The sequence below is a fragment of the Methylobacterium nigriterrae genome (assembly GCF_037106235.1).
Classification (GTDB): Bacteria; Pseudomonadota; Alphaproteobacteria; order Rhizobiales; family Beijerinckiaceae; genus Methylobacterium; species Methylobacterium nigriterrae.
The window spans coordinates 1-1,343 of the sequence record NZ_JBAWTG010000370.1 but is presented as its reverse complement, the minus strand read 5'-3'; the positions used below and the strand labels follow the sequence as shown (position 1 = coordinate 1,343).

The following is a 1,343-nucleotide window of genomic DNA, read 5'->3' as shown; positions in this document are numbered from 1 at the left end:
CTTCACGCGCTTCACTCCGCAGGAGTGCCGCAACTACCTCGCCGCAGCCGGCTACGAAAACGACTTGGCCGTCGCTACCTGACCGGGAACAGCTCTAAGGCGCTGATGCTGAACTTCCGGGAAGATGAACGATGGCAGCACCACAGGGCACGACCTGTTCCTCCGACCATCGGATATGAGCCTCCGAGCTTGGTTTGAGGGTCGCCGTCACGACCACACGGCCGGCGCCGTCATGGGCCGTCACAACTGCCGGGGCGTGCTTGAGGCCATCACCATCGGGCAGGCCGCGAAGCATCCCGAGCGCGTGGTGCAAGATCTCATCGCCGCTTCGGCACTCGGTACCCTCGTCGTCCCATTCGGAGAGGCCGTCGCTATGCAGATCGAAGAAATAACGCGGCACGGAATTACGCCATTTAGCAGGGGCACACGGGATCGCTGAGCGCTGACCTCTCGCCATGGGCCCGCGTCGTGAGAATCAAGCGTTAACCTGGATTATGGTTCCGGGTGTGACGTGCAGGCTCAAATGGGCGCGGGGTCCAAGTGCTCGATGAAGCGCATGCCGTCCCAGATTTCGAGGGCGTGGCCGCCCAGCATCGCACGAGCGAGTCCAAGCGCCGTGTCGTCGTCCTGCGCCGGGATCTGCTCAATCCGGAGCACCGTCTCGTCGGCATTGAGGATGAACACGCGGTAGCGGCTCAGCCTGCCGTCATCGGGCAGGAGCGCACTCGCATCGACAGGCTTCGACATCTCGCAGCGAGCCCCGGTGGATCGGGTCCGAAGTATGCCAGGCGACACCTGAACGGAAGCTGAGCCAATCTTGGCCAATCTGCTCGGCTTTGGCGTGTTCTTACTCCGTTCTGTGGGTGCGTGAAGGACCACATGCGAGTGTCTATCCCTTCACAAATGGACCACCCTCTGAGGAGCAGTCCGATGAGATGCGCCTTCCTCCAGCTCTTAGTAGGCATGTCGGGGAAGGGAGAGCACCAAGCCTCACGTGAAGCCCGCGCTCTCCCTCTTGGTTGGCCCTAGTATCGCTTGTGGAGAGACGTGTTTTGCCTGTTAGGCGGCGGAAGTACCCCAGGGCTCTCCGTTGCCGCCGGTGACGCCGCCCTCCGGCTTAGAAGCTATTCTGTGAGGTTTCGGAACCCGGTGAGGCAGGACGGTTGGCGCCCTGGGCTCAGAGGCGTGCTGGCTTAAGCGAACCGAGGAGAGCGCAAAGCGTAGCAGAACGCTCTTCCTGCTAAGGCCTGTTATGGCTTGAGCCAGTCGAGTGCGGCGGCAAGGCAGAGGACACCGGCGAAGCTGGTGGCGGTCTTCTCGTAGCGCGTGGCAACAGCGCGCCA

At 62.4% G+C, this 1,343-nt stretch carries 2 protein-coding genes and 1 pseudogene; all 3 read right to left on the bottom strand.

Annotated features, from left to right (window positions below):
- Positions 1-94: 94 nt before the first annotated feature.
- Positions 95-457, bottom strand: coding sequence for a DUF6894 family protein (locus tag WDW90_RS41105; RefSeq protein WP_431311205.1), 363 nt, complete (start codon positions 455-457; stop codon positions 95-97).
- Positions 458-519: 62 nt separating this feature from the next.
- Positions 520-747, bottom strand: a complete 228-nt coding sequence (locus WDW90_RS37155) for a hypothetical protein (protein WP_336492730.1) — start codon at positions 745-747, stop codon at positions 520-522.
- A gap of 503 nt (positions 748-1,250) precedes the next feature.
- Positions 1,251-1,343 (bottom strand): annotated as a pseudogene (locus WDW90_RS37150) (IS5-like element ISMex42 family transposase); the annotation flags it as partial.